Origin of the sequence: Streptomyces sp. BBFR102 (assembly GCF_051397025.1) — a bacterium.
Taxonomy (GTDB): domain Bacteria; phylum Actinomycetota; class Actinomycetes; order Streptomycetales; family Streptomycetaceae; genus Streptomyces.
Genome location: NZ_CP195757.1, coordinates 4,506,419 through 4,522,029 on the forward strand (window position 1 = coordinate 4,506,419; position 15,611 = coordinate 4,522,029).

Annotated in this window: 13 protein-coding genes; 9 read left to right on the forward strand and 4 right to left on the reverse strand. The window is 72.2% G+C overall.

Annotated features, from left to right (window positions below; all coding sequences use genetic code 11):
- Positions 1 to 220 precede the first annotated feature (220 nt).
- The 4 genes from ACSLIC_RS20085 (at position 221) to serA (ending at position 5,757) form a co-directional block, all read left to right on the forward strand.
- Complete coding sequence (locus ACSLIC_RS20085) at positions 221 to 2,068, forward strand: acetolactate synthase large subunit (protein WP_436739103.1); 1,848 nt, start codon at positions 221 to 223, stop codon at positions 2,066 to 2,068.
- A gap of 32 nt (positions 2,069 to 2,100) precedes the next feature.
- On the forward strand, positions 2,101 to 2,625 hold the full coding sequence (gene ilvN / locus ACSLIC_RS20090; RefSeq protein ID WP_003951028.1) for an acetolactate synthase small subunit: 525 nt from the start codon (positions 2,101 to 2,103) through the stop codon (positions 2,623 to 2,625).
- 176 nt (positions 2,626 to 2,801) lie between these two features.
- Positions 2,802 to 3,800: a ketol-acid reductoisomerase gene (gene ilvC / locus ACSLIC_RS20095; RefSeq protein WP_436739104.1), complete on the forward strand. Its 999-nt coding sequence runs from the start codon at positions 2,802 to 2,804 to the stop codon at positions 3,798 to 3,800.
- Between the two features lie 334 nt (positions 3,801 to 4,134).
- The gene (gene serA / locus ACSLIC_RS20100; protein ID WP_436739105.1) at positions 4,135 to 5,757 is read left to right on the forward strand and encodes a phosphoglycerate dehydrogenase; all 1,623 of its coding nucleotides are present in this window, start codon (positions 4,135 to 4,137) and stop codon (positions 5,755 to 5,757) included.
- 64 nt (positions 5,758 to 5,821) lie between these two features.
- On the opposite strand, the gene ACSLIC_RS20105 is transcribed toward serA, so the two are convergent.
- The 4 genes from ACSLIC_RS20105 to ACSLIC_RS20120 form a co-directional block, all read right to left on the reverse strand.
- Positions 5,822 to 6,700: a putative protein N(5)-glutamine methyltransferase gene (locus ACSLIC_RS20105; RefSeq protein WP_436739106.1), complete on the reverse strand. Its 879-nt coding sequence runs from the start codon at positions 6,698 to 6,700 to the stop codon at positions 5,822 to 5,824.
- Positions 6,701 to 6,878: 178 nt separating this feature from the next.
- Entirely contained in the window at positions 6,879 to 7,811 is a 933-nt protein-coding gene (locus ACSLIC_RS20110) for a sterol desaturase family protein (RefSeq protein ID WP_436739107.1), read from the reverse strand.
- 131 nt (positions 7,812 to 7,942) lie between these two features.
- The gene (locus ACSLIC_RS20115; protein ID WP_436739108.1) at positions 7,943 to 8,581 is read right to left on the reverse strand and encodes a TetR/AcrR family transcriptional regulator; all 639 of its coding nucleotides are present in this window, start codon (positions 8,579 to 8,581) and stop codon (positions 7,943 to 7,945) included.
- Between the two features lie 97 nt (positions 8,582 to 8,678).
- Positions 8,679 to 9,902 carry a PucR family transcriptional regulator gene (locus ACSLIC_RS20120; RefSeq protein ID WP_436739109.1) on the reverse strand — a complete coding sequence of 408 codons (1,224 nt, stop codon included), beginning with the start codon at positions 9,900 to 9,902 and terminating at the stop codon, positions 8,679 to 8,681.
- 231 nt (positions 9,903 to 10,133) lie between these two features.
- Between ACSLIC_RS20120 and ACSLIC_RS20125 the strand changes: the two genes are divergently transcribed.
- The 5 genes from ACSLIC_RS20125 to ACSLIC_RS20145 all read left to right on the forward strand — a co-directional run bounded on the left by ACSLIC_RS20125 (position 10,134) and on the right by ACSLIC_RS20145 (position 15,576).
- Positions 10,134 to 11,105, forward strand: a complete 972-nt coding sequence (locus ACSLIC_RS20125) for a proline dehydrogenase family protein (protein ID WP_436739110.1) — start codon at positions 10,134 to 10,136, stop codon at positions 11,103 to 11,105.
- A 49-nt stretch (positions 11,106 to 11,154) separates the two neighbouring features.
- Positions 11,155 to 12,786, forward strand: coding sequence for an L-glutamate gamma-semialdehyde dehydrogenase (pruA, locus tag ACSLIC_RS20130; protein WP_436739111.1), 1,632 nt, complete (start codon positions 11,155 to 11,157; stop codon positions 12,784 to 12,786).
- A gap of 169 nt (positions 12,787 to 12,955) precedes the next feature.
- Complete coding sequence (locus ACSLIC_RS20135) at positions 12,956 to 13,696, forward strand: tyrosine-protein phosphatase (protein WP_436739112.1); 741 nt, start codon at positions 12,956 to 12,958, stop codon at positions 13,694 to 13,696.
- A 569-nt stretch (positions 13,697 to 14,265) separates the two neighbouring features.
- The gene (locus ACSLIC_RS20140; protein WP_436739113.1) at positions 14,266 to 14,403 is read left to right on the forward strand and encodes a hypothetical protein; all 138 of its coding nucleotides are present in this window, start codon (positions 14,266 to 14,268) and stop codon (positions 14,401 to 14,403) included.
- Between the two features lie 132 nt (positions 14,404 to 14,535).
- Positions 14,536 to 15,576, forward strand: coding sequence for a 3-isopropylmalate dehydrogenase (locus ACSLIC_RS20145; RefSeq protein ID WP_436739114.1), 1,041 nt, complete (start codon positions 14,536 to 14,538; stop codon positions 15,574 to 15,576).
- Positions 15,577 to 15,611 lie beyond the last annotated feature (35 nt).

Genomic DNA, 15,611 nt, shown 5'->3' on the forward strand with positions numbered 1-15,611 from the left:
CCCGAATTCTCGTACTTGGAAAGCGCGTCGGCTGAAGCCAGGACACCCGTCCGGCGAACGTATCCGACGCGCTCCCCTCGCTTGCCACCCGGCACGAGGGGTTTTTTGTTGCACAGGTGACCCCAAAAGCCCGCAAAGAACCCACCGGGCGATGGGGGGAAACCCGCACAGAACCGCCCAGACCTCGCACACACCCTCAGCTTCGAGAAGAGACACGCAGATGACCGAGCAGGCCACCGGGGCTCATCCGACGCCGCGGCCCCGTTCCTCCGGACCGCAGTCCGCGCCCGTCGAGCACGTCACGGGTGCGCAGTCCCTCATTCGCTCTCTTGAGGAAGTCGGCGCCGACACCGTGTTCGGCATCCCGGGCGGCGCCATCCTGCCGGCGTACGACCCGATGATGGACTCCACCCGGGTGCGCCACGTGCTGGTCCGCCACGAGCAGGGCGCGGGTCACGCGGCCACCGGATACGCCCAGGCCACCGGCCGGGTCGGGGTCTGCATGGCCACCTCGGGCCCCGGTGCCACCAACCTGGTCACCCCGATCGCCGACGCGCACATGGACTCCGTCCCGCTGGTCGCGATCACCGGTCAGGTCGCCGCCAAGTCGATCGGTACGGACGCCTTCCAGGAGGCGGACATCTGCGGCATCACCATGCCGGTCACCAAGCACAACTTCCTGGTCACCAAGGCCGAGGACATCCCGCACACCATCGCCGAGGCGTTCCACATCGCCTCCACCGGCCGCCCCGGGCCCGTTCTCGTCGACATCGCCAAGGACGCCCTCCAGGCGAAGACCACCTTCAGCTGGCCCCCGCAGACGGACCTGCCCGGCTACCGCCCGGTCACCAAGCCGCACGCCAAGCAGATCCGCGAGGCCGCCAAGCTCATCACCGCCGCCAGGCGCCCCGTGCTGTACGTCGGCGGCGGCGTCCTCAAGGCCGGGGCCACCGCCGAACTGAAGGTCCTCGCCGAACTCACCGGCGCCCCCGTCACCACCACCCTGATGGCGCTCGGTGCCTTCCCCGACAGTCACCCGCAGCACGTCGGGATGCCCGGCATGCACGGTGCGGTCACCGCCGTCACCGCGCTCCAGAAGGCCGATCTGATCGTCGCCCTCGGCGCCCGCTTCGACGACCGCGTCACCGGCAAGCTCGACAGCTTCGCCCCGTACGCCAAGGTCGTCCACGCCGACATCGACCCGGCCGAGATCGGCAAGAACCGCGCCGCCGACGTGCCGATCGTCGGCGACGCCCGCGAGGTCATCGCCGACCTCGTCCAGGCCGTCCAGGCCGAGCACACCGAGGGCCGCACCGGCGACTACGCCGCCTGGTGGAAGGACCTCAACCGCTGGCGCGAGACCTACCCGCTCGGCTACGACCAGTCGGCGAACGGCATGCTGGCCCCCCAGCACGTCATCGAGCGGATCGGGCAGCTCGCCCCCGAGGGCACGATCTTCGCCGCGGGCGTCGGCCAGCACCAGATGTGGTCCGCCCACTTCATCGAGTACGAACAGCCCGCCACCTGGCTCAACTCCGGTGGCGCCGGGACGATGGGGTACGCCGTCCCGGCCGCCATGGGCGCCAAGGCCGGCCGCCCCGACGCCACCGTCTGGGCCATCGACGGCGACGGCTGCTTCCAGATGACCAACCAGGAACTGACCACCTGCGCGCTGAACAACATCCCGGTCAAGGTCGCCATCATCAACAACGGCGCCCTCGGCATGGTCCGCCAGTGGCAGACCCTCTTCTACAACCAGCGCTACTCCAACACCGTCCTGCACGCCGGCCCCGAGGGCGCCGACCAGCCCAACACCGGCACCCGCGTCCCCGACTTCGTCAAGCTCGCCGAGGCCATGGGCTGCGTCGCCATGCGCTGCGAGTCGCCGGACGAGCTGGACGCGGTCATCGCCAAGGCCAACGCGATCAACGACCGGCCCGTCGTCGTGGACTTCATCGTCCACGAGGACGCCATGGTCTGGCCGATGGTCGCCGCCGGCACCTCCAACGACGAGGTCATGGCCGCCCGCGGCGTCCGCCCCGACTTCGGCGACAACGAAGACGACTGAGCCGCGCCGAACGCAGAGAGAGAACGACGTCCATGACCAAGCACACCCTCTCCGTCCTGGTCGAGAACAAGCCCGGTGTCCTCGCCCGGATCACCGCCCTGTTCTCCCGGCGCGGCTTCAACATCGACTCGCTCGCCGTCGGCACCACCGAACACCCCGACATCTCCCGCATCACCATCGTGGTCAATGTCGAATCACTCCCGCTGGAACAGGTCACCAAACAGCTCAACAAGCTGGTCAACGTCCTGAAGATCGTCGAGCTGGAACCCGGCTCGGCCATCCACCGCGAACTCGTCCTCGCCAAGGTCCGCGCGGACAACGAGACCCGCTCGCAGATCGTCGAGATCGTCCAGCTCTTCCGCGCGAAGACGGTGGACGTCTCCCCGGAGGCCGTCACCATCGAGGCCACCGGCTCCAGCGACAAACTGGAGGCCATGCTGCGGATGCTGGAACCCTTCGGCATCAAGGAACTCGTCCAGTCCGGCACCATCGCCGTCGGCCGCGGCTCGCGTTCCATCACGGACCGCTCGCTGCGCGCGCTGGACCGCAGCGCGTAACGGGCGCCCCGCGCCGCGCACATCGGCGCGCACGCCCCGCGCGCATCCCCGCGAGGACACCTCTCGTTCGCCCGGTACGGGCGGCCCGCGCCGCCCGCATCGCGAGACCCGGACACGTCCACCACCCCGCCCGCCGTACGGTGGGACGCATCATCAGCACACCAAGGAGATACCCAGTGGCCGAGCTGTTCTACGACGACGACGCCGACCTGTCCATCATCCAGGGCCGCAAGGTCGCGGTCCTCGGTTACGGCAGCCAGGGGCACGCCCACGCGCTGTCGCTGCGCGACTCGGGCGTCGACGTCCGGGTCGGCCTCCACGAGGGCTCCACGTCCAAGGCCAAGGCCGAGGAGCAGGGCCTGCGCGTGGTGACGCCCGCCGAGGCCGCCGCCGAGGCCGACGTCATCATGATCCTCGTCCCGGACCCGATCCAGGCGAAGGTCTACGAGGAGTCCGTCAAGGACAACCTCAAGGACGGCGACGCGCTCTTCTTCGGGCACGGCTTCAACATCCGCTTCGGCTTCATCCAGCCGCCGGCCGGCGTCGACGTCTGCATGGTCGCCCCCAAGGGCCCGGGCCACCTGGTCCGCCGCCAGTACGAGGAAGGCCGCGGCGTGCCCTGCATCGTCGCCGTCGAGCAGGACGCCTCGGGCAACGGCTTCGCGCTCGCCCTGTCGTACGCGAAGGCCATCGGCGGCACCCGTGCCGGCGTCATCAAGACGACCTTCACCGAGGAGACCGAGACCGACCTCTTCGGCGAGCAGGCCGTCCTCTGCGGTGGCGCCTCCGCCCTGGTGAAGGCCGGCTTCGAGACCCTCGTCGAGGCGGGCTACCAGCCGGAGATCGCCTACTTCGAGTGCCTGCACGAGCTGAAGCTCATCGTCGACCTCATGTACGAGGGCGGCCTGGAGAAGATGCGCTGGTCCATCTCGGAGACCGCCGAGTGGGGCGACTACGTCACCGGCCCGCGGATCATCACCGACGCCACCAAGGCCGAGATGAAGAAGGTCCTCGCCGACATCCAGGACGGCACCTTCGCCAACAACTGGATGGCCGAGTACCAGGCCGGCCTGCCCAAGTACAACGAGTACAAGAAGGCCGACGAGAACCACCTCCTGGAGACCACGGGCCGTGAGCTGCGCAAGCTCATGAGCTGGGTCGACGAGGAGGCGTAAGCCCTCCGCGGGGGCGGGCCGGAGCGTCCCGGCCCGCCCCCGCGCACGCCGGTGCGGACCCGTTCGCACCGCCCCGGCGCACCGGCGTACGGTGGTGCCGCGCGCCGTTCCCGTCCGCCGGGTGCGGCTTGCCGGAGTGTGCGCGGGACGCCGTCGGCGGTTCGGACAGGATGTCCAGCCTCGTAGGGGTGATCCTTCCGCCGAGGCGGGATGGCGACCATCCCGGCACCACTACACTGCACAGACATACGCGTTTGCAGGCCCACAGCGTCGTGCGTCTCTCCACGCGGCTAGCACCCTCCACCGCATGCGGCCGTCGGGACGGCCGTCCGCAATGGGACTTGTGAGGACTCACGTGAGCTCGAACCCCGCCAAACCGGTCGTACTCATCGCTGAAGAACTGTCGCCGGCCACCGTCGACGCGCTGGGCCCGGACTTCGAGATCCGCCAGTGCAACGGCGCCGACCGAGGCGAGCTGCTCTCCGCCATCACCGATGCCGACGCGATCCTCGTCCGCTCCGCCACCAAGGTCGACGCGGAAGCCATCGCCGCCGCCACGAGGCTGAAGGTCGTCGCCCGCGCCGGCGTCGGCCTGGACAACGTCGACGTCTCCGCCGCCACCAAGGCCGGCGTGATGGTCGTCAACGCCCCCACCTCCAACATCGTCACCGCCGCCGAACTGGCCTGCGGCCTGATCGTCGCCACCGCCCGCAACATCCCGCAGGCGAACGCGGCGCTCAAGAACGGCGAGTGGAAGCGCTCCAAGTACACCGGTGTGGAGCTGGCCGAGAAGACCCTCGGTGTGGTCGGCCTCGGCCGGATCGGCGTGCTGGTCGCCCAGCGCATGTCGGCCTTCGGCATGAAGATCGTCGCGTACGACCCCTTCGTGCAGCCCGCGCGGGCCGCGCAGATGGGTGTCAAGCTGCTGAGCCTGGACGAGCTGCTGGAGGTCGCGGACTTCATCACCGTCCACCTCCCGAAGACGCCGGAGACGCTCGGCCTCATCGGCGACGAGGCGCTGCACAAGGTGAAGCCGTCCGTCCGCATCGTCAACGCCGCACGCGGCGGCATCGTGGACGAGGAGGCCCTCGCCTCCGCCCTCAAGGAGGGCCGCGTCGCGGGCGCCGGGCTCGACGTGTACGCCAAGGAGCCCTGCACGGACTCCCCGCTCTTCCAGTTCGACCAGGTCGTCGCCACACCGCACCTCGGTGCCTCCACCGACGAGGCGCAGGAGAAGGCCGGTATCGCGGTGGCCCGTTCGGTCCGCCTCGCCCTCGCCGGCGAACTGGTCCCCGACGCGGTCAACGTCCAGGGCGGCGTGATCGCCGAGGACGTCCGCCCGGGCCTGCCGCTCGCCGAGAAGCTCGGCCGCATCTTCACCTCGCTGGCCGGCGAGGTCGCCACCCGCCTGGACGTCGAGGTGTACGGCGAGATCACCCAGCACGACGTGAAGGTGCTGGAACTCAGCGCCCTCAAGGGTGTCTTCGAGGACGTCGTCGACGAGACCGTCAGCTACGTCAACGCCCCGCTGTTCGCGCAGGAGCGCGGCGTCGAGGTGCGGCTGACCACCAGCAGCGAGTCGCCCGACCACCGCAACGTGGTCACCGTCCGCGGCACCCTCACGGACGGTCAGGAGGTCTCCGTCTCCGGCACGCTGGCCGGGCCCAAGCACCTCCAGAAGATCGTGGCCATCGGCGAGCACGATGTGGACCTCTCCCTCGCCGACCACATGGTCGTCCTGCGGTACGAGGACCGTCCCGGTGTCGTCGGCACCGTCGGCCGCGTCCTCGGCGAGTCCGGCGTCAACATCGGCGGCATGCAGGTCTCCCGCGCCACCGTCGGTGGTGAGGCGCTGGCCGTGCTGACCGTGGACGACACCGTCTCGCAGGCCGTCCTCACCGAACTGGCCGGCGAGATCGGCGCGTCGGTGGCCCGCGCGGTCGACCTCAGCGACTGACCGCACCCCGCAGCAGCCCGCAGGGCCCGTACCGCCTCGGTGGTACGGGCCCTGCGGCGTGTGGTCAGGCGGGGCGGGTGCCGGTGAGGACGGTGGCGGCGCGTTCCTCGTCGTGGTGGAGGGCCGGGGCCAGGCCCGTCGCGGCCAGCACTTTGCGGGCGGTCTCCGCCTGCCGCCCGGTCGTCTCCACCAGCAGGGTGCCGCCCGGGGCGAGCCACTCCGGTGCCCCGGCGGCGACCCGCCGCAGCACCGCCAGACCGTCGTCGCCGCCGTCGAGGGCGACCCGGGGTTCGTGGGTGCGGGCCTCGGCGGGCAGCAGGGGGAGGTCGGCGGTCGGCACGTAGGGGACGTTGGCGACGAGGACGGCGACCCGGCCGCGCAGGGCGGCGGGGAGCGCCGCGTACAGGTCGCCCTCGTGGACCTCGCCCGCGCCCGCCAGGTTGCGGCTGGCCCAGCCGACGGCCACCGGGTCGATGTCGGCGGCGTGCACCTCGGCGCGGCGGCCCGAGGCGGCGAGCGCCGCAGCCGCCGCGCCCGAGCCGCAGCACAGGTCGACGACGACCGGGACGGGGCCCGGGGTGCGGGCCAGCAGGTCACGGGCGAGGGCGAGCAGGAACTCGGTGCGGCGCCGTGGGACGAAGACGCCGGGGCCGACCGCGATCCGCAGTCCGGCGAACTCGGCCCAGCCGACGACGTGTTCCAGTGGCCGCCCGGCGGCCCGCCGCTCCACCAGACGGCCGATGGTGGTCAGGGGGTCGCCCTCGCCCGAGGTGGCCGCCTCGGCCAGCAGGGCCGCCTCCTCCTCGGCGAAGACGCAGCCGGCGGCGCGCAGGCGGGCGGTGGCCGCGTCGACGGCGGCGGGCGGGAGCGGGGGCCGTGGAGCGGAGGAGTCCGCTCCGGAGGGGAAGTCAGGCGGTGAGGCGGTACTGAAGGAGCCGGACATGACAGCCTTTCGGAAGCCTTCGGTGTGCTTCCGCGCGGCTCTAGCGGCGTGAGGCCGACGGCGAGACGGACGGGAGCACCCGGTGGATACGCACGGGGATCGGTCTCACCTCCTCGGTCGGGGCCCGGAACGGGCTGCGCCACCGTACCACCGGGACGCCGACCGGGCGGGGGAGAATTCAGCTCCCCCCGGCCGGCGCGAGCGCCCCGCCGCCCTCGCTCCCGGCCGGGGCCGCGGGCTTCCACCCCGGCGGCCGGAAGACGTAGCCAAGCTTGTCGCGCAGCCGCTTCGCCGAGCGGACGTCGGCGAGGATGCTGCCGTACTCGTGGTACTGGAGCTTGAAGACGTTGTACGTGTCCACCGGCTTGGTCAGGCCGTAGGTGGGTCGGTGCCGCTCCTCCTGGAAGGTGCCGAAGAGGCGGTCCCAGACGATGAGGACGCCGCCGTAGTTCTTGTCCAGGTACTCCGGGTCGCTCGCGTGGTGGACGCGGTGGTGCGACGGGGTGTTGAGGACGAACTCGACGGGGCGGGGGAGCTTGCCGACCGCCTCGGTGTGGGTGAAGAACTGGTAGATCAGGTTGAAGGAGAAGGCCACGTAGATGGTCCACGGGGCGAAGCCGAGCAGCGGGAGCGGCGCCCAGAAGATCGCCTCGGACCAGGGGTTCCACTTCTGGCGCACGGCGGTGGTGAGGTTGAAGTACTCGCTGGAGTGGTGCGCCTGGTGCCCGGCCCAGCCGATCCGCACCCGGTGCGAGAAGCGGTGGTTGGTGTACCAGGCGAGGTCCACGGCGACCAGCAGCAGGACCCAGCTCCACCAGGCGCCGGTGGGCAGGTGCCAGGGGGCGAGGGCCGCGTAGAGGTAGACGAAGAGGACCAGGGTGGCGGCCTTCAGCACGGCGGTGGAGACGAGCGAACCCAGGCCCATCACCAGGTTGGTGCGGGAGTCCGGCCAGGCGTGGCCCTTCGGGCGGTCCTGAGCCGGGTGTCCGGCGGAGGGCTCGCGGCGGTCCAGCAGGGCGAAGGAGGCGAGTTCGATGCCGGCGAACAGGGCGAAGAACGGGGCGGCGTAGAGCAACGGGGTGTTGATCACGTCCCACAGGTCGGACAGCATCGCGGCTCCTCGGGGGGTCGGCCTGCCGGAATTTGACTCGGGAGTAAGTTACTCACAGGTCAATTCGCGGTCAACGGTTTGCGCAGCCGGGGCGCCCGAGGCCGCGCGGCCGGTGTGGAGGAGGGGTCAGGTCAGGCCCGGGAGCCCAGGACGATGTGGAGCATCCGGGCGGCGCGGGCCGACATGTCGGCGGCCGTCTGCTCGGGGTGGTCCAGCCACCACTGGACGACCGCCGTCACGACGTGCTGCCACACCGTGCTCAGCAGGTCGTGGTCGAGCGGGTCGTCGTCGCCCGCCACGCGCAGGATCTCCGCGGTGCCGACCGAGCCCATCCCGGCCAGCCGCTCGCGGTACTCGGCCGCCGCGGCGTGCGCCGCACCGCCCCTTGGCAGCGTCGGGTCGTGCACCACCGACCAGGCACGGCGGCAGTGATCCATCACCGAGAAGATCGCCCCCAGTGTGTCCAGCGCCCGGACCTCGGCGGTGGTCGCGGTCTGCGCCGCCTCCACCTCGCTCACCAGCAGGCTCCCCGCGTAGTGGGCGCTCGCGGCGGCGAGGCCGTCCTTCGAGGCGAAGTAGGTGTAGATCAGCGGCTTGGAGATCCCGGCCCGCTCCGCGACGACCGCCAGCGAGGCCCGCGCGTACCCCTGCACCCCGAACTCCTCGACGGCGAGGCGGACGATCTGCCGCTCCCGGTCGGCGCGGGCCACCCCTTTGGTGCCGGTCCTGCTCCTGGTGGCGGGTCGGGGGGTGGGGTGCGCGCTGGTCACGGGGGGAGCCTATCGGGGCGCGGGGCCGCCCCGTACGGGGCGGGCGACCTGGGCTTTCGCCGGCGCGGGCCGCCGCGGTGCGGGCCGTGCCCCGCCGTCAGAGCCGCGCCGCCTTCAGGGCCATGTGGAGCAGGAGCCGGTCCTCGCCGTCGTCCAGGTCGAGGCCGGTGAGCTGTTCGATGCGGGACAGGCGGTAGTAGAGGGTCTGGCGGTGGACGCCGAGGGCGGCGGCGGTGCGGCCGGCCTGCCCGGCGTGGTCGAGGTACGTCTCGGCGGTGCGGGCCAGATCCCGGTGCGGCGCCGTCAGCAGCGGGGCGGTGGCGGGGTCGTTCGCCGCCGGCGCCGACAGCGCGGTCAGCAGGCGGTACGGGCCGAGGGCGGACCAGTGGGCGACCGGGCCCAGCCGGGGTTCGGCGTGGGCGGCGCGCGCCGCGGCGACCGCCTCGCGCCAGGCGCGCGCCGTCTGGGCCATACCGCCGCGCGGCGTGCCCACCCCGGCGGCGGCAGCGCCGGAGAGCGCGCGCAGGCGCTCGGCGGCGGTCTCGGCGGGGCCGAGCGCACCCGGCGTACGCAGCCGCACCAGTGCGGCGAGGACCGCCGGGACGGGTGCGGGGGAGCCGGGCTCGCCGCCCGGTCCGGCCCCGGGGGCGGCGGCGGGGGCCCCGAACGCCGTCTCGCTCCCCGGCGGTGCGGGCAGGACGCACAGCGCCGCCGCGCCGGGCAGGCGGCCCACGCCGGGCTGCTCCTCGAAGGGCCACGGGCCGACGCAGACCACCGCGTGCAGCCGGTCGGCCTCGGAGCCGAGGGCGGCGCGCAGCGCGGCGTGCGCCTGGTCGTGCTGCCAGCCGGGCGCCGCGGTCAGCACCGCCCGGAACTCGCGGGTGACGTCCTCCCCGGCGGTCGCCTCGTCGGCGAGGAGGGTACCGATGCGCGTGGTGACCGCCATCGCCGCGTCGAGCTGCTCGGGCGAGGGGCGCGGATCGGTGTCCAGCAGCCAGACGTACCCCCGCACGATCCCCCGATGGCGTACCGGCAGGCAGATCCGGCCGCGCAGCACGCCTGCCTCCGGGGAGGCCGGGATGTGCACGGGGCCGGTGGCGCGGGCGATGCCGTACGCCTCGAACCAGGTGCGGACCTGGGCGGTGGAGCGGCGGGTGAGGATCGAGCGCGTGCGGACCGGGTCCAGGGCGGTGGTGTCCAGGTCGCCGCCGCCCTCGTGGGAGCCGAAGGCGATCAGCTCGAAGTCCCGGTTCTCCAGTGTGGCCGGGGCGCCGAGCAGCTCGGAGATCTCGTCGACCAGGTCCTGGTAGTCGCTGCGCACCCCCCCATTGTGACCCGGCGCGCGCCCCGCTTCATACATATGTCTGAGATCGCGGCCGAGGATGCGTGACAGCTGTAGATGGCTGACGGGGAGCGGCATCCTTAGATTCGGGGTGGTTGAACATGCTGTTCCCGATGTGCCCCGTGCGGGCGCACCCGCGCCGTATGCCCCACAAGGGTGGATCGCGGGCCGGGGGCGGCCCATCTCTCGTGCAAGTTGTGGAGGTGCCCGATGCTGGGTCCCGTGATCCTCGCCGCTTCGCGCAGCGACAATATGCGCCGCCTCGTGTCGGCTGCCCCTGTCACCAAGCAGGTCGTCAACCGGTTCATCCCGGGCGAGACGGTCGACGCGATCGTGCCGATCGTGCAGGAGGCCGTGGCGAGCGGCCTGGAGCTGACCATGGACGTGGTCGGTGAGGACATCACCACGCCGGAGCAGGCCACCGCGGCCCGCGACGCCTACCTGGAGCTGATCGACCGCCTCAAGGTGCTGGGCCTCGGCACCAAGGCCGAGATGTCGGTGAAGCTCTCGATGTTCGGCCAGTGCCTCCCGTCGCCCGGCGCGACCCTCGGCGGAGGGGCCGCAGCCGGATTCCCGAACGGCCACGAGCTGGCCCTCGCCAACGTGCGCCCCGTCGTCGAGGCCGCCGCCGCGATCGGCACCACCGTGACCCTCGACGCCGAGGACCACACCACCCTCGACTCGATGTTCGCCATCCACGAGGAGCTGCGGAAGGACTTCCCGCAGACCGGCTGCGTCATCCAGTCCTACCTCTTCCGCACCGAGGACGACGCCCGCCGCCTGGCCGCCACCGGCAGCCGCGTCCGCCTCGTCAAGGGCGCCTACAAGGAGCCCGCCTCGGTCGCCTACCAGGACAAGGCCGACATCGACAAGGCGTACGTCCGCGTGCTGCGCATCCTCATGGAGGGCGAGGGCTACCCGATGGTCGGCTCGCACGACCCGCGCCTGGTCGCCATCGCGCAGGAGCTGGCCCACCGAGCCGGCCGCAAGCTCGACGACTACGAGTTCCAGATGCTGTACGGCATCCGCAGCGACGAGCAGCGCCGCCTCGCCGCCGAGGGCCACCGCATGCGTGTCTACACCGCGTACGGCACCGACTGGTACGGCTACTTCATGCGGCGCCTCGCCGAGAAGCCCGCCAACCTCCTCTTCTTCCTCCGCTCGACGCTCACCAAGGGCTGAGTCCCTCCCGACGGCAGATCCCAACCGCACCAAAGGAGTCACGAGACCCATGGACGCAGTGACCAAGGTCCCCACCCCGGTCAACGAGCCGGTCCACGGCTACGCCCCCGGTTCCCCCGAGCGGGCCCGTCTGGAGGCCAAGCTCAAGGAGCTGGCCGAGAACCCCATCGAGCTGCCGATGACCATCGGCGGTGTCAAGCGCCTCGGCGCCGGTGAGAAGTTCCAGGTCGTCCAGCCCCACAACCACCAGGCCGTCCTCGGCACCGGTGCCAACGCCACCGAGCAGGACGCACAGGACGCCGTCGACGCGGCCCTCGCCGCCGCCCCGGCCTGGCGCGCCATGTCCTTCGACGACCGCGCCGCGATCATCCTGCGCGCCGCCGAGCTGCTGTCGGGCCCCTGGCGCGAGACGCTGGCCGCCTCCACCATGCTCGGCCAGTCGAAGACCGCCCAGCAGGCCGAGATCGACACCCCCTGTGAGCTGGTCGACTTCTGGCGCTTCAACGTGCACTACGCGCGCCAGATCCTCGCCGAGCAGCCCCCGGCCAACTCCCCGGGCGTGTGGAACCGCATGGACCACCGCCCGCTGGAGGGCTTCGTCTACGCGATCACGCCGTTCAACTTCACGGCCATCGCCGCCAACCTGCCGACCGCGCCCGCGCTGATGGGCAACGTCGTCGTGTGGAAGCCGTCCCTGACGCAGACCCACGCCGCCGTGCTGCTCATGCGGCTGCTGGAGGAGGCTGGGCTGCCCAAGGGCGTCATCAACCTGGTCACCGGCGACGGCCTCGCCGTCTCCGAGGTCGCCCTCAACCACCGCGACCTGGCCGGCATCCACTTCACCGGCTCGACCAAGACCTTCCAGCACCTGTGGAAGACGGTCGGCAACAACATCGAGAAGTACCGCACCTACCCGCGCCTCGTCGGCGAGACCGGCGGCAAGGACTTCGTCGTCGCCCACCCGAGCGCCGACCCGGCGATCCTCAAGACCGCCCTGACCCGCGGCTCCTTCGAGTTCCAGGGCCAGAAGTGCTCGGCCTCCTCCCGCGCCTACGTTCCGGCCTCGATCTGGAACAACGGCTTCAAGGAGGAGTTCGCGGCCGAGGTCGACGCGATCACCATGGGCGACGTCACCGACCTGTCGAACTTCATCGGCGCCGTCATCGACGAGCGGTCCTTCGCCAAGAACAAGGCCGCCATCGACCGCGCCGCCGCCGACCCGACCTGCACCGTCGTCGCGGGCGGCACCTACGACGACTCGGTCGGCTACTTCGTCCGCCCGACCGTCATCGCCTGCACGGACCCGGAGAACGAGGTCTTCACCACCGAGTACTTCGGCCCGATCCTCGCCGTCCACGTCTACGAGGACGACCAGTACGAGGCGATGCTCGACCAGATGGAGTCGGTCTCCGACTACGCGCTGACCGGTTCGGTCATCGCGGGCGACCGTGCCGCCGCCGCTTACACGATGGACAAGCTGCGTTACGCCGCCGGCAACTTCTACATCAACGACAAGTCGACCGGCGCCGTCGTCGGCCAGCAGCCCTTCGGCGGCGGCCGTGCCTCCGGCACCAACGACAAGGCTGGCGCCCCGCAGAACCTGATGCGCTGGACGCTGACCCGCGCCATCAAGGAGACGCTGGTCCCGCCGACCGACTACCGCTACCCGCACATGGGCTGACCTCCGCCCGCCGGACCGCCGCCCGGCGCGGCGGTCCCCCCGCACTCCGCCCCCGCCCGGTTCCCCCGACCGGCCGGGGGCGGTGTCATGCCCGGCGCCGACTTCTCCTACGCTGCGGCTGTCCGGGCGCCGCACGGGCCGCCCGGTGACGAGGGAGGGGAACCCCGCCATGACCGCCACCGCGCCGCCCGGCCCGCACACCCACCGCCACCTGGAGTGGGACGGCTGCTTCAACGTCCGCGACCTCGGTGGCCTCGGCCGCCACGCCCCCGGCGCGTTCGTCCGCGCCGACTCGGTGGAGAAGCTCACCGCCGACGGCTGGGCCGCCGCCCGCGCCCACGGCATACGCACCGTCCTCGACCTGCGCAACGACGACGAACTCGGCACCGACGCCGCGCCCCGCCCCGACCGGATCACCACGGTGCGCGTCCCGCTCGACGGCATCGAGGACACCGCCTTCTGGGAGCCCTGGTTCACCGACTGGCGCTGGGGGACCCCCCTCTACTACCGGCCCTTCCTCGGCCACTTCCCCGAGCGGACGGCCGCTGTGGCCCAGGCCCTCGCCGCCGCCGCGCCGGGCGGCGTCGCCTTCCACTGCGCCGCCGGACGCGACCGTACCGGCCTCGTCTCCCTGCTCCTCCTCTCCCTCGCCGGCGCCGCCCCCGAGGAGATCGCCGCCGACTACGCCCTCAGCGAGGAGCGGATGGCCCCCGTCTTCGCCGCCATGGGCCGCGCCGAGGAGGCCGCCGAACTGGCCGCCGCCTACCGGCGCCACGCCACCAGCCCGTACGCGGAGATGCTCAAGGTCGCCCGCTCGTTCGACGCCGCCGCCCACCTCGCCGGCGGCGGGGTGAGCGAGGCCACCGTCGCTCGCCTGCGGGCACGGGCCACGGGGCGGCCCCACGGCTGACACCGGGAGCGGTGCGGCGCCGCCACGCCCCAAGCGGCCGGCTGCGGCGCCGATCAGCGGGGCGTGCCGGGCGTCGGGCGCGGCGGGACGCAAGGGGTGCGTCACCCGGTCGGCGGCCACCCCTCCGACGGGTGCAAACCCGGCGTGAGCTGGCGTGGAGGGGGCGCGGAAGCGGCGCTTCGAGGGCGCGTTCCGAGGAAGCCGTCTCAGATAGTAGGAAGTCCGAGTAACCGTGGAGACAGGAGCGGGCCGCAGGTCTAGCTTTGGGGGAGCCGAACGTCTCGCTGGAACCAGCGAATGACGGGTGTGCCTCCGTGCCCGGAGCAGGCAATCCCTGCTGGCCCGGAGCCCTGTCCCTTCCGGCGCCTCGACCTCCCGCGCGATCCGTTGCGGCGGCCCACCCGGCCGTCGGCCCGCGGGTCGCGGGGGGTGCGGCCACCGGTTCCCGGACGCGCTCCGAAGCGTCCCGCTCCGAAGCGTGTGCCCACTCCCCAGGTCCGGCGCCGTCCGTCGCGCACGGCGAAACCGTCCGGCCCCAGTGATCCCAGCGATCCCCAAGGAGTCTGCCCATGTCCGCAGAGACGACCTCCGCAGCCCGCCGCCCCCGCCGCGCCCACGGGGCCACCGAGGCCGACCGCCGCAACGCCGCCGCCGCGCTCCAGCGCGCCCTGGACCGTCGCGACAACGGCGGTTCGACCGGCCACTGAGCCTCCCCCTCCGTCCGCGCCCGCCCGGCCCCTCCGGTCACGGGCGGGCCCGCACGGCCTGCCCCGGCGCGCCAGGTGTCCGCATCCCGGACGATCCATGTCACCTCGTGGGACGAGGGGTAGGGTGCGACCATGTCTCGCAGCATCAATCTCGCAGTGATCCCCGGTGACGGCATCGGCCAGGAGGTCGTGGCCCAGGGGCTGAAGGTCCTCAACGCGGTCCTCCCCGAGGACGTGAAGCTGGAGACCAAGGAGTACGACCTCGGCGCGCGCCGCTGGCACCGCACGGGGGAGACCCTGCCCGACGCGGAGCTGGAGGTGCTCAAGGAGCACGACGCGATCCTCCTCGGCGCCATCGGCGACCCTTCGGTCCCCTCCGGTGTGCTTGAGCGCGGCCTGCTGCTGAAGCTCCGCTTCGCCTTCGACCACTTCGTCAACCTCCGCCCCTCGAAGCTCTTCCCGAACACCGCCACCCCGCTGGCCGGCCGTCCGGAGATCGACTTCGTGGTGGTCCGCGAGGGCACCGAGGGCCCCTACACGGGCAACGGCGGCTCGCTGCGCACCGGCACCCCCGCCGAGGTCGCAACCGAGGTCAGCGTCAACACGGCGTACGGGGTGGAGCGCGTGGTCCGCGACGCCTTCGCCCGCGCCCAGGCACGGCCGCGCAAGAAGCTGACCCTGGTCCACAAGAACAACGTGCTGGTCTTCGCCGGCCACCTGTGGAAGAACACCTTCGACAAGGTCGCCGCCGAGTACCCGGACGTCACCACCGACTACCTGCACGTCGACGCCGCGACGATCTTCTTCGTCACCCAGCCGGAGCGGTTCGACGTCATCGTCACCGACAACCTCTTCGGCGACATCATCACCGACCTCGCCGCGGCCGTCACCGGCGGCATCGGCCTGGCCGCCTCCGGCAACATCAACCCGACGGGCGCGTTCCCGTCGATGTTCGAGCCGGTCCACGGCTCCGCCCCCGACATCGCGGGGCAGGGCAAGGCCGACCCGACCGCCACCATCCTCTCCGTCGCCCTCCTGCTGCGGCACCTCGGCTACGAGGCCGAGGCCGCCCGCATCGAGGAGGCCGTCTCCGCAGACCTCGCGGAGCGCGACGGCACCGCGCGGACCACCGACGCCGTCGGCGACGCGCTCGCCGGACGAGTAGCCGGCTGACCCGGCGCGCGACACCCGAAGCCGCCGGGTCCCCC

Coding starts and splice junctions, on each gene's coding strand:
- ACSLIC_RS20085 (WP_436739103.1), top strand. CDS start 221: ATGACCGAGCAGGCCACCGGGGCTCATCCGACGCCGCGGCCCCGTTCC.
- ilvN (WP_003951028.1), top strand. CDS start 2,101: ATGACCAAGCACACCCTCTCCGTCCTGGTCGAGAACAAGCCCGGTGTC.
- serA (WP_436739105.1), top strand. CDS start 4,135: ATGGGACTTGTGAGGACTCACGTGAGCTCGAACCCCGCCAAACCGGTC.
- ACSLIC_RS20105 (WP_436739106.1), bottom strand. CDS start 6,700: ATGTCCGGCTCCTTCAGTACCGCCTCACCGCCTGACTTCCCCTCCGGA.
- ACSLIC_RS20110 (WP_436739107.1), bottom strand. CDS start 7,811: ATGCTGTCCGACCTGTGGGACGTGATCAACACCCCGTTGCTCTACGCC.
- ACSLIC_RS20125 (WP_436739110.1), top strand. CDS start 10,134: ATGCTGGGTCCCGTGATCCTCGCCGCTTCGCGCAGCGACAATATGCGC.
- pruA (WP_436739111.1), top strand. CDS start 11,155: ATGGACGCAGTGACCAAGGTCCCCACCCCGGTCAACGAGCCGGTCCAC.
- ACSLIC_RS20135 (WP_436739112.1), top strand. CDS start 12,956: ATGACCGCCACCGCGCCGCCCGGCCCGCACACCCACCGCCACCTGGAG.
- ACSLIC_RS20140 (WP_436739113.1), top strand. CDS start 14,266: ATGTCCGCAGAGACGACCTCCGCAGCCCGCCGCCCCCGCCGCGCCCAC.
- ACSLIC_RS20145 (WP_436739114.1), top strand. CDS start 14,536: ATGTCTCGCAGCATCAATCTCGCAGTGATCCCCGGTGACGGCATCGGC.